Origin of the sequence: Microbacterium sp., from assembly GCF_047606685.1 — a bacterium.
Lineage (GTDB): Bacteria > Actinomycetota > Actinomycetes > Actinomycetales > Microbacteriaceae > Microbacterium.
Genome location: NZ_JASGEC010000048.1, coordinates 1 through 24,705 on the forward strand (window position 1 = coordinate 1; position 24,705 = coordinate 24,705).

The window sequence follows — 24,705 nt, forward strand, 5'->3', positions numbered from 1 at the left end:
CCCCGCGGGCGGAGCGCCCGCGGCGGCCGTCAAAGAGCGCGGCGGCGCGGGTCGAGTCGTGGGGCTCGTCCTGGCCGCCGCGCTCGTCGGCGGCGCCGCGGGGCTCGGCGGATCATACGCGGGCAGCCAGCTATGGCCCGCGCCGACCTCCACCGCCGCCGGGACGCCGTCTGTCGTGACGGTCAACAACCCCGACAGCGTCAACGCGACGACGGCGATCGCCGCCAAGGTCGTGCCGAGCGTGGTGACGATCGAGGCATCCGCGGGCAACACCGGCGGCACCGGGTCGGGCGTCGTGCTCAGCGCGGACGGCTACGTGCTCACCAACACGCACGTCGTCACGCTCGACGGAGCCACCGGCGACGCCACGCTGCGGGTGACCACCTCCGACGGCCACGTGTACGACGCCGAAGTCGTCGGCACCGACCCGGTCTACGACCTCGCGGTGATCAAGCTCGAGGGGGCCACGGATCTCACCCCCATGGAGTTCGCCGACTCCGCCGAGCTCAACGTCGGCGACCAGACCGTCGCCGTCGGCGCCCCGCTGGGGCTGTCCAACAGCGTCACCACCGGCATCGTCAGCGCGCTCAACCGCTCCATCGAGATCGCGTCGTCGGCCGCGCCCGATTCCAGCGACTCGGACGACTCGGACGACTCGGGCAACGGCGAGGACAGCCAGAACGGCGAGGGCCCGTTCTTCTTCGACTTCGGCCAGGGCGAGCAGCAGCAGCAGACCTCCGGCGAGTCGATCAAGATCGCCGTCATCCAGACCGACGCGGCGATCAACCCCGGCAACTCGGGCGGTGCGCTCGTGGACGGCGACGGCAAGCTCATCGGCGTCAACGTGGCCATCGCCTCCGCCGGGGAGACCTCCAGCCAGGCCGGCAACATCGGGGTGGGCTTTGCCATCCCGTCGAACATCGCCCAGCGCATCGCCGACGACATCATCGCCAACGGCTCGGCCACGCACGGCCTGCTCGGCGCCAGTGTGCAGTCCGCCGCGTCCGTCGAGGGCGCCACCACCACCGGCGCGTACATCGCCGAGGTCGTGTCCGGAGGCGCCGCCGAGGCGGCCGGCCTGCGCGAGGGCGATGTCGTCACCGAGTTCAACGGGGTGCCGATCACCGACTCGGTCGACCTCACCGCGCAGGTCCGCGCGGCGGCGGCCGGGAGCACGGCGACCCTCTCGTACACGCGCGACGGCGAGGCGCACACGGCCAAGGTCACCCTCGGCGAGCTGGAGTAGGCGCCAGGGAGCGGACGCCGCCCCGCGGTAGGCTCGCGGGGTGGCGTCCTTCTCGTTCGGCGCGGGCAACGCGCACAAGCTCGCCCGCATCCCGCTCTACGCCGTCGGCCGCCTCGTGACGCTTGTCGTCCCGCGCCGGCGGGGCTCGTGGGTGTTCGGCTGCGGCGCGGGCATCGGCGACGGGGCGCTCGTGCTGTGGCAGGCGGCTGCCAACGCCGACGCCGTCTGGCTGACCGGCTCAGACCGGGAGGAGTCGGATGCCGCGGCCCGCGGCATCCGGACCGTCCCCAAGCAGTCGCTCCGCGGCTTCTGGCGGACCGCCCGGGCGCAGGTCGTCGTCGTCACGCACGGCTTCGGCGATGTGAACCGGTACGCGGTCAGCGGCGCGTTCGTCGTGCAGCTGTGGCACGGCATCCCGCTCAAGCGCATCGGGCTCGACTCACCCGAGACCGTGCGCCCGCCCGCGGCGCTGAGGCGGGTTCCCGGCATGCGGCAGCTGATCGCCGCCCTGTTCCGCGGCGCCGCGCGCGGCATCCGCGTGCTCCCCGCCGCGTCGCATCTCGTGCGCGGGCGGCTGGAGTCCGCGTTCGCGCTGCCGGACGCGCGGGTTCCGGTCACCGGGGAGCCACGTGTCGACGTGCTCTCCCGCGGTGGCGCGGCCCAGCGCCGGGCCGACGCCCGCGCCCTCGTCGAGGCGTGCGTCGGGCGGCTCGACGAGCCGACGCGACTGGTGCTCTACGCGCCGACGTGGCGCGACGGCGCGCCCGACCCCGCCGTTCCCACCGCGGCGCAGTGGCAGGGCATCGTGGCGACGATGGAGCGCGAGGACGCGGTGCTGCTGGTGCGCTCGCATCCGCTCGGGGCGGGGGAGTACCGCTCGCCGCAGCAGACTGACAGGGTGCGGATGCTGGGCAGCGACCTCCTCGTCGACATCACCCCCGCGCTGCCGGCCGTGGACGTGCTCGTCACCGACTACTCGTCGATCGCGTTCGACGCGGCGCTCGTGCCGCTCCCGGTGGTCTACCTGGCTCCCGACGCCGACGAGTACGCGCGCACGCGCGGCTTCTACGGCCGGTACGCGGATGTCGCGGGGGCGGACTGGGCGTCGGACTGGGATGGCGCGACCGCCCAGGTGGCGTCTGTGCTCGCCGACCCGGCCGACCGTTCGGCGCGGCTGGAGCGCTCCCGAGCGCTGAGCGAGCGCGTGCACGCGTTCCGCGACGGCGGCAACACCGAGCGGGTCCTCCGCGCGATTCTGGTAGGAGTCTCATGACGGCGCGATTCCTCACCGAGCCGGCGCCCGCGCTCGAGCTGCGCGGCGAAGGTCCACGGCCCGAGCGCGTCGCGCTCGTGGGCGCCCGGGCAACGGTCGAGGCGTCCTCGATCACCGGGCGGGGCGTCACGTGGCGCGCCGTGCTCCCGCTCTTCGCGGCGCGGTGGGGAGGGCCCGAGCTGCCGCTGCCGACCGGCGAGTACACGCTGGAGGGGGTCGAGCCGCCGGCGCACGGCATCGCGCTGACGCAGCTGTCGACGCTGCGCGCGTCGCTCGACGGCGCGACAGTGCGCGTCGGGCCGCCGATCGACCCCGCGTACGACTCCGGCGAGGCGCAAGACGCCCTCGAGCGGCGCTACGCGACCCGGCCCGGCGGGCTCGAGGACGCGGTGTTCTTCGAGAGCTTCTACGGCCGCAACGCCAGCTGCAACCCGCTTGCGATCGACCGCGAGCTGGCACGGCTTCGCCCCGATGTGACGAGGTACTGGAGCGTCGTGGACCTGTCGGTGCGGGTGCCCGATGGCGCGGTGCCCGTCGTGGACGGCAGCCCGGAGTGGTGGCGGGCGCGTGGCTCGGCGCGCCTCATCGTCGTGAACGACTGGCTGCGCCGGCGCTTCGCGCGCCGGCCCGGCCAGCACGTGCTGCAGACGTGGCACGGCACGCCGCTGAAGCGGCTCGCTCTGCACCGCCCGGGTTTCGCCCCGCGCCGCGCGCTCGCGGTGGCCAAAGAGTCGCGGCGGTGGAACGCGCTGCTGGCCCAGAACCCGTACGGCGCCCGCATCCTGCGCAAGGCGTACGCCTTCCTCTCCCGCCCGGTGTGGGTCGAAGGGTACCCGCGCAACGACGTGCTCGTGACGGGCGACGGCTCGGCGACCCGCGCGGCGCTCGGCATCGCTCCGGGCGAGCGCGTGCTGCTGTACGCGCCGACGTGGCGCGACGACCGCGACGAGATGGTCGACTTCCTCGACCTCGCCGCCCTCGCCGTCGCAGCGGACGCCGTCGTGCTGGTGCGCGGCCACTCGCGCACGATCCTGCCGGGCAAGGACGCCCGCGGGCCGCGCGTCATCGACGTCACGGCCTACCCCGATGTGTCACAACTCCTCCTCGCCGCCGACGAGCTGATCACCGACTACTCGTCGGTCATGTTCGACTTCAGCGTCACGGGCAAGCCGATGCACTTCCTGGTGCCTGATCTGGAGCACTTTCGCGGAGAGCTGCGCGGGTTCTACTTCGACCTGCCCGCCGTCGCGCCGGGATCCGTCGTGCGCACGCAGGAGGAGTTGGAGCACGCCCTCGCCGCAGACCCGGCGCAGTTCGCCGAGAAGTACGCCGCGTGGCGCGCCCGGTTCAACGCCCGCGACGATGGCCGCGCGGCCGCGCGGGTCGTGGCGCGCGTGCTCGACCAGCTGTTCTGACTGTCACGGCAGCGGCGTGTTGCGGTCGCCGAGGCGCGACGTGTCGACGGTGTCGTGCGCTCCGCCGACAAGCCCGCCGATGAAGCCCACCCCCCACGACACGTGCATCGTGGGAAGGATGGCGGCGCTCCACAGGCGGTCGCGCCACGAGTGCCCGCGTGCCGCCTCGACGAGCACGACCACCGCGTAGGCGGCGAGCGGGACGTACACGACGGACGCGGCGGCCGCGAGCCATCCGCTCACCGCCCCGGTCAGCTGCAGCACGCCGACCACCGCGCCCGCCGCGGTGACCACCACGAGCGCGGGCGGAGCGAAAAACCGCGCGGCGTTGCGGCGCCCGTAGCGGCGCACCAGCTCGCCGCGCCAGCGCCCGGTGGCGAAGAACTGCCGGGCCAGCCGCGACCAGCTCTCGCGCGGCCAGTAGGTGACGGCCAGGCTCGGGTCGAACCAGACCCGGTAGCCGGCCTGCCGGATCCGCAGGTTCAGCTCCCAGTCCTCGCCGCGCCGGATCGTCTCGTCGAAGCCGCCGACCTCGTCGAACACGGCGCGCCGGATCACGCCGAGGTAGGCCGACTCGGCCTCGCCCTCGTGCGCGCCGCCGTGGTACGACGCGCCGCCGAGGCCGACGGGGGAGTTGTAGGCGCGGGCCACCGCGCGCTGGAAGGGCGTGCGGCCCTCGGCGCGCATGACGCCGCCGACGTTCGCGGCGCGCGTGCGCGCGAGGGTGGCCAGCGCGCGGCGGGTGTAGTCGGCAGACAGCTCGGAGTGCGCGTCGACCCGCACGATCGTGGGCAGGGTGGACGCGCGGATCGCGAGGTTCAGGCCGATCGGGATGTCGGCGGCCGGGTTGTCGACCAGCACGATGCGCGGGTCGGCCGCGGCGAGCTCTCGCGCGAGCTCTGTCGTGCCGTCCGTGGACGGGCCGAGCGCCAGCACGAGCTCCGCCGGCTCGTCCAGATCTTGCGCGAGCACGGTCTCCACCGCGCGCCGCAGGTACGCCGCTTCGTTCAGCACCGGCATCACGAACGACACGCCCGAGCCGTCGGGGACGGCCGGCGCGTCGGTGCGGCCGGCTTCGGGGACGTGCATCAGTCGATCATCCCACGCGGCGCTCGCCGCTCAGCGCGCGGCAAGGCGGTGGACCGCGGCGAGCGGGATCGCGGCCCAGTCCGGTCGATTGCGCAGCTCGTACACGGTTTCGTACACGGCTTTGTCGAGCTCGAGCGCGACCAGCAGCGTGTGGTGGGCGGCGAGGTCGAGCCCGGATGCGGCGGCGTAGCCGTCGAGGAAGGCGTGTCGGGCGGCGAGCGCCCATCGCGTCGCCGCCTCGTGCCCGACCGCGCCGGCGGCGTAGTCGAACGAGCGGAGCATCCCCGCGACATCCCGCAGCGCGAGGTCGGGGCGCACACGCTCTGCCATCGGACGCAGCGGCTCGCCTTCGAAATCCAGCAGCACCCAGCCGCGGCCCGGCGCGTGCACGACCTGGCCGAGGTGGTAGTCGCCGTGGACGCGTTGCAGAGGCGGCCAGTCCTCGCCTGCCGCGCGCGCGTAGGCGGATTCGATCGCGCCGCGCCACTGGTCGAGGCGCGGCGCGGCCGAGACCGCGAGCGCGAGCCGGCGGCGCCAACTGTCGACGACGCCGGCACGGTCGGCCTCCGACGCGGGACGAGTGTCGAACAGGGTCGCCAGCGTCGTGTGCACGTCGGCGGTCGCCCGGCCCAGTTCGCGGGCGAGCGCGCTGAAGTCCTCGTCGTGCTCGGCGGCGCGCAGCGCGACCCGCCACGCGTCCTCGACCCCGTCGAGGAACTCCTGCGCGAAAGCGAGCGACCCGGTCTGGGGATGGCCGTTCGTGCCGGGCCACGTTCCCGTCACGTGTCCGACCGCGCGGGGCACGCGGGTCGAGCGGCCCTCGGCCAAAGCGGTCTGCAGTTCGATGTCGGGATTCAGGCCGGGGTGCAGTTGCCGGTACAGCTTGCAGATGACCGGCGCGCCAGACTCCGCGTGGTAGATGATCGACGTGTTCGACTGCTCGCCGGAGAGCACGCGTGCGCGCGCGTTGCGGGGTGCGCCCTGCGTCGAGGAGGACGGGATGCCGCGCAGCGCGCCGGCGGCGTGCGCGCCCCCTTCGGTTGCCAGGCCGAGCAGCGCGGCCGCGTACGCGGCGTGGTGCGGTCCGTCCACGAGGACCGTGCCGTTCTCGGCGGGGCCGATCTCGTGCGGACCGGATGCCGAGCTGTGGCACGACACGACCGGCGCCTGGTAGAGCGTGGGCGGCTCGGTCGCGTCGTCGGCGAGCACGAGCACGCGCACGCGCGCCGCCGGGTCGGGGCACGGCAGCGCCCACTCCGCGACGAGCCGGAGCTTGGGCGCCCGGCCTTTTCCCGCGTACCAGCGCTGGCGCGGCATCCAGTCCGTCAGGAGGTCGAGCGTGCGGTCCACCGTTCGAGCCGCGCCTGTCAGTCGCCGTCCGCCGCGCCGGCGACGTCGATCTCCACCGGAATCGCGATCGAGGCGATCCGCGCGCCGGTGGCGATGCCCAGAGCGTCGACGGCGGGCGCGGCATCCTCGAGCCTCTCGGCCTGGGTCTGAGGACGGGCGGGCTCCGACGGGAGCCCCGCCCACTCGGTCGGCTCCTCCGGACGCTCGGTGAACAGTCCCATGCGTCCATTCTCGCGCGGTTCCGGCCCGGTCGAGTGCTGCGCCGTGTGTCGTGCGGTTCGACGGCATCCTCATCGCCGATGTGCTCGGACCTACGAGGTGTTCGGGTCGAGCAACGAGGCGGTCATCCGCAATGGCGCGCAGGCGCCGGGGGCGCGAGTCGCTGCCGCACATCCGGGCGAGGGCCGCCGAGCGCGCGGCGCTGGCCGAGGCTCGGCCCGACGCGTTCTGAGTCATCCGGCGCTGAGCGCCGGGATGCCGCTTGCCGGCGACTCCGCGTCGTCGAGCTGCCAGCTCGAGAACACCCACTCGGGGAGCTTCCCGCTGGCGAACAGGGCGTGGAGTGCCTGGGCCATCCCGTGCTCGGGCTCGATGGCGCGCGCCATCGAGATGTGCCGGTTGGCGACGCTGCCCTGGCCGAGCGCCCAGTGCAGCCACGCGAGTATGCACAGCGGTCCGGGGCGGTCCAGCGGGTCGACATGGGCAATCGCGTGCCGCAGCACGGCGATTCCCGCCTGCACGCGCTCGACGTCGGGCCGGGTCGCGCTCTCGCCCATCACGAGGGCGCTGGTGCGGTCGACCGGCTTGCCCTTGCGCACGTCGCGCGCGACGAGCTCGTCCACCGTGAGGCCCGACGTGAGCTGACGCCGACGGAAGCGGGCGTTCATCTTCTGTGCGGTGAGCCCGGCCTTCCTCCCGAAGGCGAACTGGACCATCATCTGGTCGCGAATCGCGGGGACGGCCGACAACACGACCAGCCGAGCCAGCGCAGCCACCGGCACGTCGTCCGGAGGCGTGGCGATCACCTGCTCGACGAGGTCGATCCCGTCGGGAAGCGGCGCGTCGACGTACAGGCCGAGGCCCGTGCGCTCCTGGCCGAAGTCGCCGAGGTCGACGACGGCCTGGGTGAGCCGGGCCGCCAGCGCGGGCAGCGCCGAGGGAAGCGTGGCGGGCGCTTCGAAGTCCTCCACCTCTGCGCCCTCTCGGACCTCCCGCGCTTTCGCCGCGAGCGGGCTCTCGTCGATCTGGGACAGCGGATTGCCCGTCGGCGGGACGTCCGGGTCGTGCCAGCTGCCCCAGCCGTCGGCCGCGACGCACAGCGCGTCCAGCGAGTGGAAGCCGGCGCTCTCCACCGCGGCGTCCAGCTGCCGCCACAGCGACTCCCACGCGATGCCCGCGACAGCGAAGGGCTGGTCGACGTAGACGACCAAGATGACGCCGTCGCACCGCGGCATCCTGCTGAGCGTGCCCACCACGACAGCGGCGAGCCGCTCGTGGCTCGCCGTGTCGTCGTGTGCGGGCAGGTCGAGGCGCATGGCGCCTCGCGTGCGATTCCCCTCGAAGGGGACCACGAGCAGCGAGTCGTGCGCCGTGTACCCGGCGAGGGTGGGCAGCGAGGCGAGGAAGTCGGCCGCGTTCGACGACTTCAGGATCGTGGGAGTGTCGGTCATGCGCTCCATCGTGAGCGGAGCGCGGCCCGCGTGGCGGAGTGGGGTCGAGTCTGTGGAGAACCGGACGGCCGATTCCCGCTTGTGCAGGAACAGACGCCGCGGAATCTCGCGAAGCGGCATATAAACCCACTCACATACACTCACTGGTTGGATGAGGGTTGCCAGGACGCTAGATGTATGAAGGAACCGCGGTCGGCAGCGTCCGCACGAATCGGTGCTCTCGTCCGCGAGCTGCGCGCTCAGACGGTCACGTCGCGCAAGTCGTTGGCCGAGCGCGCCGACATGGATGTCAGCCACCTCGCCCGCATCGAGTCGGGCCAGGGCAACCCGACGGTGCACACGCTCATCCAGCTCGCGACGGCGCTCGAGGTGCGGCCCGAGGTGTTCGTGAAGGGGCTCACGGCCGCCGACCTGCCGGAGAGCGTCAAGCCGTACTCCGAGGCCGACTTCCGCCGCGAGCTGTGCCAGCGCCAGCGCCCCGACGCGTCCTGACCCCGCGAACTCGACCCGACAGTCGGCACTTAGGCGCCATTCGCGCTCGCCCCGTGCCAGCCCTGCGTCATCCCGTAGCGGCTGTACGCGGCCTACAACAGGCTCGCAGAGGCGATCGGGGCGGCCTTGTGGATTGCCGCCAGCGCTTTCGCGAGCCGCTTCGCGCCGAAGCGGCCTGGCACGACCGGCAACCGGGGGCACTAGATTGTCGGGATGAGCGTGGAGCACGTCAGGGCCCTGATTGCCGAAGCCGGTACCGACCTGGGCAGCGCGGGGGTGCGCGACCTGCTGCTCAGCATCGCCGACACCGTCGGGGCGCCACCGCGAGCCGTCACCGGTCCCGGACCGGATCTGACCTGGCAGCTGGGTGAGCGCGGCCTCACCATCAGGGTCTCGAACTTCCGCAACAAACTGAGACTGTGGCTCGACGAGTTCGACTGGCAGGAGACCGACGACGAGCGATATCGCGCTTTCCAGTACGCGATGTCGATCGACGAACTGCCCTACCTGTGGAGTGTGCCGGTCGCCGGTGGCTCGGCATGGGGTCCAGGCAATCCGGTGGCGGCCAACTGGTCGGACTTCTTCGCCTGCTTCGACGCCTGCATGAACAAGCTGCCGCGCGAACTGCAGTTCATCCCGCAGGCATGGCTGCCGCGCGGACCCGTGGTTTCTTCGCGGTGGAACATCGAGGGGCGGGAATTCGTCAGCGTGCAGATCTCCCTCTCGGCTGAGGGAGTGGACCTGTACGCCCACCGTCCGGACGGAACGGAGCTCGACGTGCACGTGCCGGCCGATCGCCTGGGCCGCGACGACGTGGACATACCGGCGATCCTGGCCGCGCTGACGGCTACCGGCGAATACCGTGAGCTGGAGTTCTTCGAGAACGAGATCGCCGTCGAAGGCGTCTACCCGTGCGGAGTCGTAGCCGGCTCCTCCGAGTACGGCCCCGCGGATCTCGGCCCGGGCGAGAAGCCCCCTGCGACCCAGACCTTCGATGAGGTCCGGGCGCTGCTGGCCCGGACCGGTGGCGAGCCGTCGGAACCCGCTGCCTCGGAACCGGCTGTCCCGGCACCGAGTGCTCCCGAATCGGCTGCTCCCGAACCGGTCGTTCCCGCATCGGCGCCGGCTTTTGCTCCGCCGGCTGCCGAGCCCGTCGCAACCCCGCCCGTCGCAACTCCGTCCTCCGCTCCGGCCCCGCCGACCGAGTCGGCCCGCAAGCCGTTCTGGCGTCGCCGCCCCAAGGAGTCCCCGGTCGCGTACGTCGCCACCCTGCCAGCGGCGCACGCGGTGGAACTTGGCGCGCAACTGGTGGTGAACAACCACGACAGCCCGGCGGTGCTCGCCGCCTGGGGCGTCCAGTTGGACGATCGTGGTCGCGGTGCGCTGCAGCTGGGCCTGGTGCACTGCGTGCCGACAAGCGGCGGCTACAAGGCGGTGGTGGACCTGATGCCCCAGGGGCGCGAGATCAACGACCCGACGGGCGCGGCGGCGTACGGCCGAGAGCTGGCGGCCGGGTTCTCGGCGCGCTTCGGGGTCCCGAGTGCTATCGCCGGGATCGACTCGAACGGCGCCCGGGCGTGGAAGGTTGGGGCGGCTGGGCTTGCTGTCGTGACCACCCCAAAGCGGGTGGCGCTTGCGACGGTGGCGGACGGCGACTGGCTATTGTCGTCCCTTCCGTGATGCCGGTGAGAAGCCGCCTTCATGACCTTGTCGGCTCACCGGTGGGCCACGGGCAGACGATTCATCCGACCGGCCCGTGACCGGCCTGCGGGAGGCGCTGCTCGTCGGCGACCGCGGCGGGGGCGCCGGGCGCGACAGAGGTGTTCGTGAAGGGGCTCACGGCCGCCGACCTGCCGGAGAGCGTCAAGCCGTACTCCGAGGCCGACTTCCGCCGCGAGCTGCGCCAGCGCCAGCGCCCCGACGCGTCCTGACCCCGCGAACTCGATCCCACCGTCGGCACTAGAGGACGAACCGCCACACGTACTCTTTGCCGTCGTCGGGGCGGAACCACGCGATCGTGACGACCACGTCGTCGGGGTCGGCGGAGCACAGGCACAGCTCGGCCGTCTCACCCGACAGCATCTGCCCCCGCGACTCGGTGACCGGCGGCGACGCGCGCGTGTGCACGAACACGCGGACGAAGTCGAGCGTGCGATCGCCTGCGTTGACGACGACGGGATGCGTGTCGAGCACCCGCTCGACGACCCACGGCACGCGGTACGCGGTCATCCGGCGGATCGGGTGCTCGGGCGGGTTCAGTGGTGTCAACATGCCGACGACGGTAGGTCCGGCCTCCGACCCGCGACGCTGGCGAGCGCGCCCTCGACGGCGCTGCTGTGGACAACGCCCGCCGAAGCGGCGCTGTGCAGGATCAGCCCGCGGTCGTCACCGCAGTGAGCACGGCGTACGCGACCTGCCGCCCCGCGACATCGCCGTGGTCGGAGACGAACTTGTCGCCGTCGAGCGACGACACCCTTCCGCTTTCGAACGCGTAGGCGCCGCCGACATCCCGCATCGCCACCGCCGGCAGCGCCGCGGGCGTTTTCAGCGCGCCGTTGCGGCCGATGCCGCCGTACTTGTCGTTCGCGTCGCCGAGCCCCACCCCGATCTGCCGCGCGAGGCGCGACGCGATCGGGTACGCGATGCCGACCGCCTTGTCGTTCTTCGTGAAGGTGACGATGATCGGCCCTGCGACCTTTCCCGGCACCTTCCAGAAGGCGCCGTTCGCGCCCGCGCCGTCCCAGCCCTGCGCCATCCCGTAGTGGCTGTACGCCGCCTGCAACAGGCTCACCGAGGCGATCGGGGCGGATGTCGCGAGCGCCGCCGCGGTGACCGCCCGACCGCCGAACGAGTGCCCCACGAGGTGCAGCCGCGCGTCCGGGGCCGCCTTGTGGACCGCCTCCAGCGTCTTCGCGAGGCCCTTCGCGCCAACCGTTCCCGCGCGCTCCTTCATCGTGTAGTAGGTCGTGAGGTTCGCGACCTTGCGCGCCGCGTCCAGCACCCCGTCGATCAGGAATCCCGCCCCGCCGCCGTCGCCGTCGCCCGCCGCGCCGCCGAGGTCGCCGACGGCGGCCGCGCCGCCCTCCTCGGCTTCCGTCCTGGTCAGCCCCTCGCCGCCGCCTGCTGCCTGGAAGACCGTCTCCGCGTCGGCGGTTCTCAGCGCCTCGGGCGCCGAGTCCGGGTCGTCGTCGTCGACGGCGCCGGCCGGAAGCCCCTCCCGCAGCAGCTCCACGAACCTGGCGCGCGCCTGCGCTGACTCCTCGAGGCGCGGGACGAGTGCCGCGAGCTTGGCACGGCGCGCCGGGTCTTCGATCTGCTCGTCGAGCTGGGCCCGCAGGGCGTCGGCCTCGCTGCCGACCCCCGCGCCACCGCCGTCGCCCTCCGGCGGGGCCCACAGGATCGACGGCCACAGCACGCCGACGACCACGAACCGCCGCCCGGAGGCCCGCTTCACCGCCCCGCGCACCGCGACGAGCGATGCCGCCATCCGCTCGTACAGGTCTCGCGCGCTGTCGAACGTGTTGTTCCACCCGTGGGCCAGCACCAGCACGTCGGTCGCCTGCTCGGAGGCGGCGAGCTTTCCGGCATCCGCCGCTTGCGCTGCGCGCACGATCGCGCCCTTCTTGTCGAACTCGACCTCCGCGTACGGGAACTGCATGTCAGGCTCCTTTGCTCACACCGATTGGATGGCGCGCATCGCGTCCACGAGGCCCGCCCCTTGGAACACGCGCTCGCGGCCGAGGTCGCTCGCCGACTCTTTGAGGATTCGCTTCACGTCGTCGGGCCGGCCGATGAACTCCCGGTGCACGGACAGGAAGGCAGCCGCCACTCCCGACACGTGCGGGGCCGACATCGAGGTGCCCGAGTCCTCCACGTACCCGACATCCGGCGTCTTGTGCCCGCCGCCGCTCGGCAGCGCTGCCTTCGCCTTGGCCAGCAGCTCGCCGGCGCCGGCGCTGACGACGCGCTCGCCCGGCGCGACGAGGTCGGGCTTCATCCGCCCGTCGCCGGTGGGCCCCTTGGACGAAAAGTACGAGACACCGGTCGTGTACGGCTTGACCGACGTCGAGCCGACCGTGATGGCGCGCGCCGCGTTCCCCGGGTCGTTGATGGTCATGCCGAACCCGAGCCGCATCTCGCGTCGCGCGGAGTCGAGCGCGGCTCCGTAGCCGGTGTTGCCCGCGGAGGCGACGACGCACACGCCGTCGGAGACGAGGCGGTCGACCTCGCGGCACACCGGCGAGCTGCCGGTGGCGAACCACGACGGATCGAACGGGTAGCCAAGAGACAGGTTCACGCCGTGCACGTTGATCTCGCGCCCGTCCCGGTTGAGCTCCTGGATGTACTCGAGCGCCGCCAGCAGCGCGGCCAGGTCGCCGGTGCGGTCGTCGCGGAGCACTTTGATCGGCAGGATCTTGGTGCGCGGCGCCATCCCCGAGATCTGCGGCAGCTCGACGCGCTGCACGCCCGTGTCGCCGTCGGCGGTGCGGTACCACGTGGCCGCCCAGATCTTCTTGCGGGCGGTGGCGACCTGTCCGCCGGCGATGATGCCCGCGACGTGCGTGCCGTGCCCGTTCGGATCGCGCAGCGCGTCCGCGTCGGTCGACCCGGCGACGAAGCTCCGCGGCGACAGGTTGTCCGCCAGCTTGAGCGTGTCGTATGTCGCGAAGTGGGGGTGGGATGCCTCAACGCCCGTGTCGAGCACCGCCCACACGATGCCGTCGCCGGAGGCGTCGAACGAGCGCACCGCCGCGTCCGCCTTGACAGTGGTGACGCTGCGGTGGATCGTCGCCGCCACCTCGAAGTTGGGCCAGATCCGGTAGACGAGTCGGCGCGGCGCGGCCTCGGCCTCCTGGCGGCCCACACGCACGCGCCCGCCCTTGGCGTCGAGCTGCACGAGTGCCAGGATCTCGGCGGAGGTGAGCGAGGCCGTCACGTACGACCCGACCGGCCATGTCGTGGCCGCCGGGCTGACCTCGTGGACGAGCGAGATCAGGTCGGCGATCGCGGAGCCGATCGCGGTGCCGTTGTCGGCGCGGACGTCGATGACGATCCCGACCTGCTGGTCCGGCGCGGCGACGGCCAAGCGCTCCGCCAGAGGCCGCGTGATCACCGAGTCGGTGACCAGCGACACAGTCAGCGGCACTCCCGGCAGCGGGAACGCTCCCGCCCTCCCGTCGGCGTCGGAGGCGGGCGCGAGCGGCGCCGCGTTTGCCTGCGAGGCGCGGAACTCGCACGGCAACTCGGGGCGTCCGCTGTCCGGCGTGGCCATGCTCTCCACCTTCCGCTCATCGGCGACCGTGGCGCGCTGGCAGCACGGTCTCCGGGGTCTCACCGAGCAAGAGCCGCGTGTGCGCGCCTTGATACGCCGGCGCCGACCGGCCGTGTCATCGAAAGCGCGGGTTGGGGGCCGGCGAGGGCGCAGCATCCCTGACACGCGCCGCAGCCGTGTCAGGGAACCTGCGGCTGCTCGCAGTCGGAGCCCGCGATTTCCCTGACATCCTCCGACGAGGGGGCCTTGTCGGGCGTGCGCCCGCGGGTGAGGGCGCGCTTGCCGGCATCCGCTGCGCGCTTGCCCGCGCCCGTGACCGCCGATCCCGCCCGCCCGGCCGTTTCCGCGATGGCGCCTCCCGCCCGGCGCAGCTTGCTCGCCGCGAGCTCTTCCATCGGCCGTGCGCCCGGCTTCGGCTCGAGTTCTTCCGGCAGGCGCGTCGGCGCGATGCCGAACGCGTGGCGGGCCGTGGTGACCACGCGCCGCGCGAGGATGTGGTTGCCCGTGCCGCCGATCACCGCGCCGATGCCGAACGGCAACGCCTTGCCGACCCACGAGGCGCCGGCCTTCGCGGCGAACTGCCTGATGAACGCCGACTTCAAACGGTCCACGAGCGGCCCGACCGCGGCGCGGGGCAGCGTCTTCGTGATGAGTTCGCCCCAGTACGCGGGCCGGCCGGCCGAGCGCCCGGCGGCTTGCCCTGCGAGCTGGGCGAGCAGGTCGGTGCCCTCCTTGCCGAGCATGAGGGTCAGCACGAGCGCGCGAGCGCGGTCGGGGTTGTCCACCGGGATGCCGTGGACCTCGGCGATCGACTGCGCGAACAGGGCGGTCGACTCGAGGAAGCCGACCGTCTCGGCGCCCGACAGGGCCAGCGTGATGCCGGTCGTGACGCCGGGGACGACCGCGGTCGCGCCCACCGCGGCGCCGCCCGTGGTGACGGCGGCGAGGTAGCGGCGCTCGAGCATCCGCACGATCTCGGTGGGAGTCGCGTCGGGATGGCGGAGGCGGATGCTGCGCAAGTGCGCGACGACGACGGGGCGCTGGATCGCCATGACCCGGTCAAGCGCGCGGATCGTGGCGGGATGCTCGGGCGATCCAGCCGGCGGCAGGCCGCCCTCCCACGGCGCGTCCGCGGGGAGCGAGTGGATCTTGTGGGCCTTCGCTGCCATCGGAACAACACTACGGCCGATGGCTGGGCGCCCGTGGGAGAGTAGACGGGTGAAGTCACAGTGGGGCGTGGGAATCGCCGAAGCGGTCGCCCCGCTGGTGCTTGCCCTGGATGTCGGATCGACCGCGAGCCGCGGCGGGCTGTATGACGCGCACGGGCGGCCCGTCGGGAAGCGGGCCAAGCTGCCGCACTCGTTCACCTCGCGCGCCGACGGCACGTCCGAGATCGACGCCGACCGGGTGGTCGCGGAGCTGGCCGCGATCATCGATCGGCTCGTCACGAGGGCTCACGGCGTTCCGATCGCCGGCGTCGCGCTGGACACCTTCGCCTCGTCGATGGTCGTCGTTGGCAGGGATGGCGCGCCGCTCACGCCGTGCATGACGTACGCCGACTCCCGCCCGCATGCGCACGTCGACCAGCTGCGTGCGGAGATCGCCGAGCGCGAGCTGCACCAGCGCACCGGGACGCGCGCGCACGCCAGCTACTGGCCCGCGCGCCTGCGGTGGCTGCGCGCCGAGCACGCCGACGTGCTCGAGCGGGCCGCCCACGTCCTCTCCCTTGGCGACTACGCGCTGCGTGCCCTCACCGGCGCCCTCGGCACCGGCACGGCGAGTGCCGCGTGGACGGGAATGGCCGATGTGCGCACAGCCGACTGGTCGGACGAGATGCTGGCCATCGCGGGGATCGACCGCGCGCAGGTCGCCCCGATCCACCACCTCGACCAGCCGCTGCGCCTGGACTCTGCCGGCGCCGCGGCGGTCGCGAAGCGGTGGCCGCAGCTCGCGGGCGCCCGCTGGTTCGCCGCAGTCGCCGACGGTCTGTCGGCCAACGTGGGGCTCGGGGCCGGCGACTCCCGCACGATCGGCGGCACCGCCGCGACCTCCGGGGCGCTTCGCGTGCTCGTGCGCGACCTGCCCGACGAGTTGCCCGGCGGGCTGTGGTGCTACCGCGTCTCGCACGACCGCGCGCTCGTCGGCGGCGCGCTCAACGACGTCGGCCGGGCGATCGGCTGGGCGAGCGCCTCCCTCGCCGTCGAGGACGGCGACGCGGCGCTCGCGCGCAACCCCGACCCGGCCACCCCGCTCGTGCTGCCGTTTTTCACGGGGGAGCGCTCGACCGGGTGGGCGGCGAACGCCCGCGCGGTGTTCGCCGGGGTCGACGCGGCATCCGACCCGGCGACGCTCTACCGAGCCGTCGTCGAGGGCATCGCGATCTCGTACGGGCGCATCCTGGTCCAACTGCGCGGGCTTGCGCCGGACGCGGCGGCGCTGCACCTGGGCGGGTCGGTGACGGCGGAGCATCCCGGCGCCGTGCAGGTCGTGGCAGACGCGCTCGGCATCCCGATCACGCCGGTCGTGATCAAGCGCTCCACGTTGCGGGGCACCGCCCTGCTGGCGCTGGAGACGATCGCGCCGGATGTCGACAGGATCGGCCCGCAGCACGCTCCCGCCCGGGAGCCGCGCGCCGAGCGCGCGGAGTACTACCGGGAGCGGTCAGCCCGCTTCGAGCGGGTCTACGACGCGCTGTTCTCGTAGGCGCGGGGCTCAGACGAAGAGGTTGGCCCGCTCGAGGTCTTCGGCGAAGTCGACCTCGACGGCGTACAGGTCTGAGATGTCCAACGGCTGCAGCCGCACGCCGTCGGCGATCGCGAGCTCGAGGCCGCGCTCGAAGTAATCCTGGTCGTCAACGCGCTGCAGTCCGCGCATGAACGCGCGCTTGTCGGCGCTGGAGATGTAGTTGATGCCCACGGCCTCGCCGATGCCGCCCTTGACGGTCTTGGACAGCTGGTCGATCCAGCCTTCCGCGGTGACGGTGTACTTGACCTCCTCGTCGCTGACCTTCGAGGTGTTCACGGTGACGAACGACTGCTCGCGCTCGATCAGCGGCATGGCCCGGCCCAGCACGCGCGGGTCGAAGACGACATCGCCGTTCATCCACAGCACACCGCTGCGGCCTGTCGTGGCGAGGGCGCGCAGCAGGCTCTTGGACGTGTTGGTCTGGTCGTAGCGGTGGTTGTAGACGTAGTGGACGTCGGGGAAGGCCTCCACGATCGTCTCGGCGCGGTAGCCGACGACCGTCGTGATGCGGGCGGCGGAGCCGAACGCGACGCGGATGTTGTCGTGCTGCTGCTGCATGATGCTGCGGCCGTCGCTGAGCTCGGTGAGGGGCTTGGGGAGACTGCGACCGAGGCGCGAGCCCATGCCCGCGGCAAGGATGACGGTCTGAAGAGTCACTTCGAGCTCCTGGAGTGTTGGGGAGGGGTTCGCGGCCGAGTTCGCCGGATGGACACTCCGTCGTGCCCGGGCCATGCTAGCGAAGCCGCCTGGGCGTCCGCAGGGAGTGCGGGAGCCGTTGCCGTTTTGTGACCCTGAGAGTTGGCTGAGCCTGAGTCGTTGAGCGGCGCCTCCCCAGAAACCGCGAGTCGAGACGTTGTACCGTGTATCAGTGACCGTCTCCATGCCCGTTCCCCACGAGCCGGAAGACGCGGACGACGTCGTCGATCTCGAGTCTGCACGCGGACGGACGGGGTCGGTGACCCCGCTCCCGTCGATTCCGCACGACGACGTCGAGCCCCCGAGGCCGGCGGCGTCGAGTCCGGCGCGCAAGACGCCGGCGCGCAAGCCCGCGACCCCTCGAAAGCCCGCGACCCCGCGCAAGCCCGCTTCTACAACGAGCAAATCCACCGCGGCCAAGGCGGGATCGACCGCCAAGGCGGGTTCGACCGCGGCCAAGACGGGAACGACCCGCGCCCCCCGCAAGACAGCAGCGCAGAAGTCCGCCCCCACGACGGCGCAGAAGTCCGACTCCACGACGAAGCAGAAGCCCGCCGCCGCGCGGACGTCGACGGCTGCCCGCAAGCCGGCAACGCCTCGAAAGGCGCCCGCGAAGGCGCCCGCCGCGAAGGCGAAAGCAGCTCCCCCCGAAAAGACGGCGGCGTCCGCTGCCAGCCTCGCCGAACCGGCCGCGACCACGGTGGACGCGGCCGATCCGGGACCCCCGCCGCCGCTTCCGGCCGAGCTGCTGGGGGTGGACGGCGAGCTGATCGTCGTTCCGGCCAAGCCGCCGCTGCCTCCCGTCTCCGCCGAGCCTGAGGAGGCCGTCGAGCTCGAGGAGGCCGTCGAGCCTGAGCCGGCTGTCGAGCCCGAGCCGGTCGTCGCGCCTGAGCCGGCTGTCGAGCCCGAGCCCGAGCAGGCTGTCGAGCCCGAGCCCGAGCCCGAGCAGGCCGACGAGCCCGAGCCGGCAGAGGGCGAGACAGACGCCGCCGACGCGCCGGCTGCCGACCCGGTCGCGGAGGCGCCTGAGGAAGGCGCCGCCCCTGCCGCGAGCGTCGAGACCACCGAGCGTGTCGAGACCGCGGCGGACGCGGCACCCGAGGAATCCGTCGCCGACGCCGTGCCGGACGCTGACGACGAGGCGGGCACTGAGCCATCCGCGCTCGATTCGCTCGCCCTTGACGGACTGCTCGACGCCGACGGATCGGTCCCCGCGCTGTCGCTGCGGGGCGTGACCAAGATCTTCGGAGACACGCGCGCGGTCGACGGCATCGACCTCACCGTGCCCGCCGGCGCCTTCTACGGGATCGTCGGGCCGAACGGCGCCGGAAAGACCACGACGCTGTCGATGATCGCGGGGCTCCTTCGCCCGACGCGCGGCACGATCGCCGTGAACGGAGTGGACGCCGCGGCCGACCCGCTCGCGGCGAAGCGGGCGATGGGCGTCCTGCCCGACCGTCTGCGCACGTTCGACCGGCTCACCGGCCGCCAACTGCTCTACTACTACGGGATCCTGCGCGGGCTCGCCCCCGCCGTCGTCGAGAAGCGCACCGTCGACCTTGCGCGCGCGTTCGATTTGACCGATGCGCTGGGCCGCGTCGTCTCCGACTACTCCGCAGGCATGACCAAGAAGGTCATGCTCGCCGGCGCCCTCATCCACTCGCCGCGCATGCTCGTGCTCGACGAGCCGTTCGAGGCCGTCGACCCGGTGTCCAGCGCCGTCATCCTCGAGATCCTCGGGGCGTACGTCGCGGGCGGCGGCACGGTCGTGCTCTCCAGTCACGGCATGGAGCTCGTCGAGCGCGTGTGCAGCCGCGTCGCGGTGATCGTTGCCGGCCAGGTGCTCGCCGAGGGGACCGTCGACGAAGTGCGTGGCGAGCTCACGCTGGAACAGCGCTTCATCGAGCTCGCCGGCGGGCTCAGCGACGTGGAGGGCCTGGAGTGGTTGCACACGTTCTCCGGCTGAGAGCGGCACTGCTGATCGGCGCCCTGCGCGGTGATCGGCGGGCCGTGACGCGCATGGCCGTCGGCGTCGCGCTGCTGTTCGTGGCGACCGCCGCGGCGTGCTTGGCAGTGCTCTCGCTCAGCGCAACCCGCTGGGATGTCGCGCACGCGGTCGTCGTGCTCGGCGGCGCCGCTGTCGCGCTCGGGTTCGCGCTCGGGCCGCTCATCGCCGGCGTGGACGACCAGCTCGACCCGCGGCGCTTCGCCGTTTTCGGCCTCTCCGAACGCTCGCTGACGTGGACGCTCGTGATCGCGGGTCTGGTCAGCACGCCGATGCTCGCGTTGATCGCGATCGGGGTGTGCACGACGATGCTGTGGGCGGCGCACGGGGTGCACCCGGTGTTCGGCGCGGTCGGCGCGGTGCTCGTCGTGCTCACGTGCGAGCTGCTGGCCCGGGTGTGCATGGCGCTGACCGCGCTCTTCCTGCGTGAGCGCCGCTCGCGCGAGCTGTCTGGACTGTTCGTGCTGGCGGTCGCCGTCGTGGTGGTGCCGGTCGCGGTGTTCCTCGCATCGCTGGAGTGGCGCGGAGCGGTGCCCCCCCAGCTCTCCGAGGCGGTCGGCGTGCTCGGCTTCACGCCGCTCGGCGCGGCGTGGGCGCTTCCCGCCGCCATCGGCGCGGGCGCGCCGCTGGCGTGGGCCACGGCGGCAGTCGCGGTGGCCACCGTCGCCGCGCTGGCCTACGCGTGGCACGTGCTCGTGCGGCAGCTGTTGACCACGACCGAGCGCCCCGCGTCGGTCCGCGAGCGGTCCGGGCTCGGGTGGTTCGCCGTCGCCCCGGGCACCCCGGGCGGCGCGATCGCTGCCCGCAGCCTCGTGTACTGGCTTCGCGACCGGCGCTACCTGATGAACGCGGTCGTCATCCCGATCGCCGCCGCAATCGCGACCGTGCCCCCGCTGGTCGCTGGAGTGAGCCCGGCGGTCGTCGCGTTGCTGCCCGTGCCGATCATCGCGCTCTTTTTCGGATGGCTCCCGCACAACGATGTCGCCTACGACTCCACCGCGATCTGGATGCACATCGCGAGCGGCACGAGCGGTGTCGCCGACCGGGTGGGGCGCCTCGTGCCGGTGGTGCTGATCGCGCTGCCCCTGCTGGCGGTCGCGATCCCCGTCACCGTCGCGCTGCACGGCCGCTGGGCGATCCTTCCCGCTGTGACGGGCGTGGCGGCATCCCTCTTCCTCTGCGGGCTCGGGCTGTCCAGCGTGTCGTCCGTGCTCGCGCCGTACGCGGTGTCGCGCCCGGGCGACAGCCCGTTCCAGCAGCCGCAGCACCCGTCCAGCGGGGTCGCGGCGCAGGCGCTCGTGCTGCTGGGCGCGATCGCGCTCAGCGCTCCGTCCGCGTGGTGGGCCTGGCTCGCGCTGACCGACGATGTGCGCCACGGCGTCTCGGCGCTGTGGAGCGGCGTCGGCGTCGGCGTCGTGGTGCTGGTGGCGGGAGTCGCGGTCGGCTCGATGCTTTTCCGCCGCCGCGAGTCGCACCTCATGGAGTTCGCCGAAGCCGCCTGAGCGGGCTCGGGCGCGGCTACACTCTGTGGGTATGAGCACCCCGGCAGACGCCCCCGACGGCGGCGGGCTCGACCTCCTCGACCGCGAGCTCGAAGAGCTCATCAGGGAAGAGGGGCTCGAGCCGGGCGACCACGAGCGGTTCTCGCACTACGTGCGCAAGGAGAAGATCCTCGAATCGGCGCTCACGGGAAAGCCCGTGCGCGCTCTGTGCGGCAAGAAGTGGACGCCGGGCAGGGACCCCCAGAAGTTCCCGGTGTGCCCGACCTGCAAAGAGATCTACGAGTCTCTGCTGGGCTGACCACTGTCGGTGCGTTTCGTCTCGCCTGCGGCTCGCTCAACGACCAGTCGCCGGGGCGTCGACGTAGACCGTGGGGATCGCCGGGTCCGAGCGGCTGAGGGCGAGCGCGGGCGCCGGCAGCTCCTCGCGCACGCGCGCGTGGTGCTCGCGCGCCGCGACGACGCCCGCCGGCCCCTCGAATGCCGTGTCGATGTCTCCCGCCACGACCAGCGGCGCCTGCAACGGGCGAGAGCCGGGGTGGTCGGCGGCCGTGTGCACGGCCTCGAAGCCGTCAGACACCGCGATCAGCTCGCGGGTGGCGGTGCCGTGCTCGAGCGTGCGGAACGCTGCTTTGCGCCCGCCCTTGGAGACCTTGTCTGCGGATGCCTTCTCCACGCCGACCCACGAGCCGTCATGGTCTTTGCGGGCGACCAGCTTGTACACCATGCCCGCAGTGGGGGAGCCGGAGCCGGTGACCACCGACGTGCCGACGCCGTACGCGTCGACGGGCGAGGCGGCGAGCGCGGCGATGGCGAACTCGTCGAGGTCGCTGGTGACCGTGATGCGGGTGCTGGTCGCGCCGAGGGCGTCGAGCTGCGCGCGCACCTCGGCGACGACGACGGGGAGGTCTCCCGAGTCGATGCGGACGCCGCCGAGCCCCGTTCCGGCGACGCGGACGGCGGTCTCCACCCCGTGGCGGATGTCGTACGTGTCCACGAGCAGCGTGGTGTCGACCCCGAGCGCGTCGATCTGCGCGCGGAACGCGCCCTCCTCGCTGTCGTGCAGCAGCGTCCAGGCGTGCGCGGCGGTGCCCATCGTCGGAACGCCCCACGTGCGACCGGCCTCGAGATTGCTCGTCGCGTCGAAGCCCGTGATGAACGCGGCGCGCGCCGCGGCGACCGCGGATGCCTCGCCCGCGCGGCGCGACCCCATCTCGGCGAGCGGGCGATCGCCGGCGGCGATGCTCATCCGCGCGGCCGCCGTCGCGACCGCGGAGTCGTGGTTGAGCACGCTGAGGGCGAGGGTCTCGAGGATGACGGCTTCGGCGAAGGTCCCCTCCACGGTGAGGATCGGCGATCCCGGGAAGTACAGCTCGCCCTCGCGGTACCCGGTGATCGAGCCCGTGAACCGGTAGTCCTCGAGGAAGGCGACGGTGGCGGCATCCACCACTCGCTCGTCACGCAAGTACCGCAGCTCGTCCTCTTCGAACCGGAAGTCGCGGACCAGGCTCAACAGCCGCCCGGTGCCGGCGACCACCCCGAAGCGGCGGCCGCCGGGGAGGCGCCGCGCGAACAGCTCGAACACGCAGTGGCGTGCCGCCGTGCCGTCGCGCAACGCGGCGTCGAGCATCGTCAACTCGTAGCGGTCTGTGAGCAGAGCCGTGCTGCGATTCACCATGCGGGAAAGCCTATGGCGCTCTCGCGTAGGCTGGGGGATCGTGAACGGCGCTCCGATCGGCATCTTCGATTCGGGCGTCGGCGGACTCACCGTGGCGCGCGCGATCACCGACCAGCTGCCGCGCGAGTCGATCCTCTACGTCGGCGACACCGCCCACTCGCCGTACGGGCCCAAGCCGATCGCCGACGTGCGACGGTACTCGCTCGACGTGCTCGACACTCTGGTGGCAGAGGGCGTGAAGATGCTCGTGATCGCGTGCAACACGGCGTCGGCCGCGATGCTGCGCGACGCGCGCGAGCGCTACGACGTGCCCGTCGTCGAGGTGATCGGGCCCGCCGTGCGCACCGCGATGTCGACGACCCGCAACGGCCGCATCGGCGTGATCGGCACGGCCGGGACGATCGGGTCGGGCGTCTACCAGGACATGCTCGGAGTCAACGAGCAGCTCACGGTGCTGGCGGCGGCCTGCCCGCGCTTCGTGGACTTCGTCGAGTCGGGGGTCACCGACTCGCCCGAGCTGCTCGCCGCCGCCGAGGAGTACCTCGCCCCGCTGCGGCACGCGGGCGTCGACACGCTCGTGCTCGGGTGCACGCATTACCCGTTCCTCAAGGGCGCGATCAGCTACGTGATGGGGCCGGACGTCTCGCTCGTCTCCAGCGACACCGAGACCGCCAACGACGTGTACCGCCAGCTGGTCTCGCGCGGGCTGCTGGCGGGACCGGATGCCGCGCCCACCCGTGTCTACGAGGCCACCGGCGACTCCGCCGACGACTTCCTGCTGCTGGCGCACCGGCTCATGGGCCGCGAGGTGCGTGACGTCAAGCTCGTGCAGACGGGCGCCATCGACCTGCCGAAGGGAAACGCATGACAGACCCACAGCCCGCGGGCGGCGCCCGCGCCGACGGGCGAGCCGTCGACCAGCTCCGGCCCGTCGTGATCGAGCGCGGCTGGTCGAGCCAGGCCGAAGGGTCTGCGCTCATCTCGTTCGGCGGCACGAAGGTGCTGTGCACGGCGTCGTTCACAGGCGGCGTGCCGCGCTGGCTGGCCGGCAAGGGCAAAGGCTGGGTCACCGCGGAGTACGCGATGCTTCCGCGCGCGACCAACTCCCGCAACGACCGCGAGTCGGTGCGAGGCAAGATCGGCGGCCGCACCCACGAGATCTCCCGCCTCATCGGCCGCGCGCTGCGCGCCGTGGTCGACACCAAGGCGCTGGGCGAGAACACCATCGTCATCGACTGCGACGTGCTGCAGGCCGACGGCGGCACGCGCACCGCCGCGATCACCGGCGCGTACGTCGCGCTCGCCGACGCGATCGAGTGGGGCAGGCGGAAGAAGTTCATCGGGCAGAAGTCGAACGTGCTGTTCGACTCCGTCGCGGCGGTGTCGGTCGGCATCATCGACGGCGAGCCCATGCTCGATCTGGCGTATGTCGAGGACGTGCGGGCCGAGACCGACATGAATGTCGTCGTCACCGGGCGCGGGCTGTTCGTGGAGGTGCAGGGCACGGCCGAGGGCGCGCCGTTCGACAAGCGCGAGCTCGACGCACTGCTCGAGCTGGGGGTGGACGGATGCGCGCAGCTGCGCGACCTGCAGGCGGCGGCGCTTCGCGATGAGTGAGGCGGGGGCCCTTCGGCAGGCTCAGGGGCCGGGGCGGCGGCAGGTCGTGCTGGCGACGCACAATCCGCACAAGGTGGAGGAGTTTCGCGGCATCGTCGCCGCCGCCCGGCCCGACCTGGAGGTCGTCGGCTACGACGGACCGGAGCCCGTGGAGGATGGCGTGACGTTCGCCGAGAACGCGCTCATCAAGGCGCGCGCGGCAGCGGCGCACACGAGGCTGCCGGCGCTCGCCGACGACTCGGGCATCGCCGTCGACGTGCTGGGCGGATCGCCGGGCGTGTTCTCGGCCTACTGGGCCGGCCACGCCAAAGACGCGGCCGCGAACGTGGCGCTGCTGCTCGACCAGCTCTCCGACATCCACGATCCGCACCGCGTGGCGCAGTTCGTCTCCACGATCGCGCTGGTGGCGCCCGGCGGCGCCGAGCACGTCGTGGAGGGGCGCTGGCCGGGGCGGCTCGCGCACGCGCCGTCGGGCGCAGGCGGGTTCGGCTACGACCCGGTCTTCATTCCCGACGGGCAGGATCGCACCGTCGCCGAGTGGGCGCCCGAGGAGAAGAACGCGCACTCGCACCGCGCCCGTGCGTTTCGCGCGCTCGTTCCGCTCCTTGAGGCGCTGTAGTGAGAATCACGATCATTCTTGACTAGCCGCGAACGCGGC

Annotated in this window: 22 protein-coding genes; 12 read left to right on the plus strand and 10 right to left on the minus strand. The window is 72.6% G+C overall.

Features of this window, described 5'->3' with window-relative positions:
* From QM611_RS04985 to QM611_RS04995, 3 genes are all read left to right on the plus strand, one after another.
* The coding region (locus tag QM611_RS04985) for a S1C family serine protease (RefSeq protein WP_415078798.1) at positions 1 to 1,246 on the plus strand (1,246 nt) is incomplete at its 5' end.
* Positions 1,247 to 1,286: 40 nt separating this feature from the next.
* A complete protein-coding gene (locus QM611_RS04990) occupies positions 1,287 to 2,519 on the plus strand; it encodes a CDP-glycerol glycerophosphotransferase family protein (RefSeq protein ID WP_415078799.1) in 1,233 nt (410 codons plus the stop codon).
* Positions 2,516 to 3,934 (plus strand): CDP-glycerol glycerophosphotransferase family protein, encoded by a 1,419-nt coding sequence (locus QM611_RS04995; RefSeq protein ID WP_415078800.1) that lies wholly within the window; start codon positions 2,516 to 2,518, stop codon positions 3,932 to 3,934. Before QM611_RS04990 ends, QM611_RS04995 begins: the two co-directional genes overlap by 4 nt.
* Before the next feature lie 3 nt (positions 3,935 to 3,937).
* Here QM611_RS04995 and QM611_RS05000 read toward each other — a convergent pair whose 3' ends face one another.
* From QM611_RS05000 to QM611_RS05015, 4 genes are all read right to left on the minus strand, one after another.
* A complete protein-coding gene (locus tag QM611_RS05000) occupies positions 3,938 to 5,023 on the minus strand; it encodes a glycosyltransferase family 2 protein (protein ID WP_415078801.1) in 1,086 nt (361 codons plus the stop codon).
* Positions 5,024 to 5,053: 30 nt separating this feature from the next.
* Positions 5,054 to 6,373 (minus strand): maltokinase N-terminal cap-like domain-containing protein, encoded by a 1,320-nt coding sequence (locus QM611_RS05005; RefSeq protein WP_415078802.1) that lies wholly within the window; start codon positions 6,371 to 6,373, stop codon positions 5,054 to 5,056.
* Positions 6,374 to 6,390: 17 nt separating this feature from the next.
* A complete protein-coding gene (locus tag QM611_RS05010) occupies positions 6,391 to 6,594 on the minus strand; it encodes a hypothetical protein (protein WP_415078803.1) in 204 nt (67 codons plus the stop codon).
* Positions 6,595 to 6,825: 231 nt separating this feature from the next.
* Positions 6,826 to 8,043: a DUF4192 family protein gene (locus QM611_RS05015; RefSeq protein ID WP_415078804.1), complete on the minus strand. Its 1,218-nt coding sequence runs from the start codon at positions 8,041 to 8,043 to the stop codon at positions 6,826 to 6,828.
* Positions 8,044 to 8,220: 177 nt separating this feature from the next.
* Between QM611_RS05015 and QM611_RS05020 the strand changes: the two genes are divergently transcribed.
* Together QM611_RS05020 and QM611_RS05025 are read left to right on the plus strand one after the other, a co-directional pair.
* Positions 8,221 to 8,535, plus strand: coding sequence for a helix-turn-helix domain-containing protein (locus tag QM611_RS05020; protein WP_415078805.1), 315 nt, complete (start codon positions 8,221 to 8,223; stop codon positions 8,533 to 8,535).
* Between the two features lie 213 nt (positions 8,536 to 8,748).
* Positions 8,749 to 10,215 (plus strand): hypothetical protein, encoded by a 1,467-nt coding sequence (locus QM611_RS05025; protein ID WP_415078806.1) that lies wholly within the window; start codon positions 8,749 to 8,751, stop codon positions 10,213 to 10,215.
* 279 nt (positions 10,216 to 10,494) lie between these two features.
* Here the strand turns inward: QM611_RS05025 and QM611_RS05030 are convergent, their stop codons facing one another.
* The 4 genes from QM611_RS05030 to QM611_RS05045 all read right to left on the minus strand — a co-directional run bounded on the left by QM611_RS05030 (position 10,495) and on the right by QM611_RS05045 (position 14,976).
* Positions 10,495 to 10,806: a hypothetical protein gene (locus QM611_RS05030; RefSeq protein ID WP_415078807.1), complete on the minus strand. Its 312-nt coding sequence runs from the start codon at positions 10,804 to 10,806 to the stop codon at positions 10,495 to 10,497.
* 100 nt (positions 10,807 to 10,906) lie between these two features.
* Complete coding sequence (locus QM611_RS05035) at positions 10,907 to 12,193, minus strand: hypothetical protein (RefSeq protein WP_415078808.1); 1,287 nt, start codon at positions 12,191 to 12,193, stop codon at positions 10,907 to 10,909.
* A gap of 15 nt (positions 12,194 to 12,208) precedes the next feature.
* Positions 12,209 to 13,807, minus strand: coding sequence for a S8 family peptidase (locus QM611_RS05040; protein ID WP_415078809.1), 1,599 nt, complete (start codon positions 13,805 to 13,807; stop codon positions 12,209 to 12,211).
* Between the two features lie 179 nt (positions 13,808 to 13,986).
* Complete coding sequence (locus QM611_RS05045) at positions 13,987 to 14,976, minus strand: hypothetical protein (RefSeq protein WP_415078810.1); 990 nt, start codon at positions 14,974 to 14,976, stop codon at positions 13,987 to 13,989.
* 49 nt (positions 14,977 to 15,025) lie between these two features.
* Between QM611_RS05045 and QM611_RS05050 the strand changes: the two genes are divergently transcribed.
* A complete protein-coding gene (locus QM611_RS05050) occupies positions 15,026 to 16,510 on the plus strand; it encodes a gluconokinase (RefSeq protein ID WP_415078811.1) in 1,485 nt (494 codons plus the stop codon).
* Between the two features lie 9 nt (positions 16,511 to 16,519).
* Here the strand turns inward: QM611_RS05050 and QM611_RS05055 are convergent, their stop codons facing one another.
* Positions 16,520 to 17,209, minus strand: coding sequence for an NTP transferase domain-containing protein (locus tag QM611_RS05055; RefSeq protein WP_415078812.1), 690 nt, complete (start codon positions 17,207 to 17,209; stop codon positions 16,520 to 16,522).
* A 211-nt stretch (positions 17,210 to 17,420) separates the two neighbouring features.
* Between QM611_RS05055 and QM611_RS05060 the strand changes: the two genes are divergently transcribed.
* From QM611_RS05060 to QM611_RS05070, 3 genes are read left to right on the plus strand one after another with little or no spacing between them, the layout of a single operon-like run.
* Positions 17,421 to 19,214, plus strand: coding sequence for an ATP-binding cassette domain-containing protein (locus QM611_RS05060; protein WP_415078813.1), 1,794 nt, complete (start codon positions 17,421 to 17,423; stop codon positions 19,212 to 19,214).
* Positions 19,190 to 20,755 (plus strand): hypothetical protein, encoded by a 1,566-nt coding sequence (locus QM611_RS05065; RefSeq protein WP_415078814.1) that lies wholly within the window; start codon positions 19,190 to 19,192, stop codon positions 20,753 to 20,755. The genes QM611_RS05060 and QM611_RS05065 overlap by 25 nt, the downstream gene beginning before the upstream one ends.
* Before the next feature lie 31 nt (positions 20,756 to 20,786).
* Positions 20,787 to 21,053: a DUF3039 domain-containing protein gene (locus tag QM611_RS05070; RefSeq protein ID WP_415078815.1), complete on the plus strand. Its 267-nt coding sequence runs from the start codon at positions 20,787 to 20,789 to the stop codon at positions 21,051 to 21,053.
* 36 nt (positions 21,054 to 21,089) lie between these two features.
* On the opposite strand, the gene QM611_RS05075 is transcribed toward QM611_RS05070, so the two are convergent.
* Positions 21,090 to 22,427, minus strand: a complete 1,338-nt coding sequence (locus QM611_RS05075) for a nicotinate phosphoribosyltransferase (RefSeq protein WP_415078840.1) — start codon at positions 22,425 to 22,427, stop codon at positions 21,090 to 21,092.
* Between the two features lie 43 nt (positions 22,428 to 22,470).
* Between QM611_RS05075 and murI the strand changes: the two genes are divergently transcribed.
* From murI to rdgB, 3 genes are read left to right on the plus strand one after another with little or no spacing between them, the layout of a single operon-like run.
* Positions 22,471 to 23,298 carry a glutamate racemase gene (murI, locus tag QM611_RS05080; protein WP_415078816.1) on the plus strand — a complete coding sequence of 276 codons (828 nt, stop codon included), beginning with the start codon at positions 22,471 to 22,473 and terminating at the stop codon, positions 23,296 to 23,298.
* The gene (rph, locus tag QM611_RS05085) at positions 23,295 to 24,047 is read left to right on the plus strand and encodes a ribonuclease PH (RefSeq protein ID WP_415078817.1); all 753 of its coding nucleotides are present in this window, start codon (positions 23,295 to 23,297) and stop codon (positions 24,045 to 24,047) included. Before murI ends, rph begins: the two co-directional genes overlap by 4 nt.
* A complete protein-coding gene (gene rdgB / locus QM611_RS05090; protein WP_415078818.1) occupies positions 24,040 to 24,666 on the plus strand; it encodes an RdgB/HAM1 family non-canonical purine NTP pyrophosphatase in 627 nt (208 codons plus the stop codon). The genes rph and rdgB overlap by 8 nt, the downstream gene beginning before the upstream one ends.
* Positions 24,667 to 24,705: the final 39 nt, after the last annotated feature.